Below are 299 nucleotides of genomic sequence, written 5' to 3'. Positions count from 1 at the left end.
CTTTCGGGAACGGGACCCCTGTTTTCGAGCCTTTCTGAACAACAATTGGGTGGGCTTTGTCATTTTTGCGGGCATCGTGATTGACTTCATGGTGTCACAATAACCTTATTCATTTCCGCTTTGTCATAATTGTGTAACACTGAGTTTATTAAATACGCTGGCGCGAAGGTTGATTTCCAACCTCGGGGCGCCGGCGTTATGCCGCCGTCCCGATCGTTCACTGATGACAGGCAGGTATTATGGCAGGGCGCAGGATTCTCATAGTTGACGACGAAGCCGCAATTCGCGACATGCTCCGG

Source organism: Marinimicrobium sp. UBA4209, from assembly GCF_002381585.1.
Lineage (GTDB): Bacteria > Pseudomonadota > Gammaproteobacteria > Pseudomonadales > Cellvibrionaceae > Marinimicrobium > Marinimicrobium koreense.
This window is presented reverse-complemented; position numbering follows the sequence as displayed.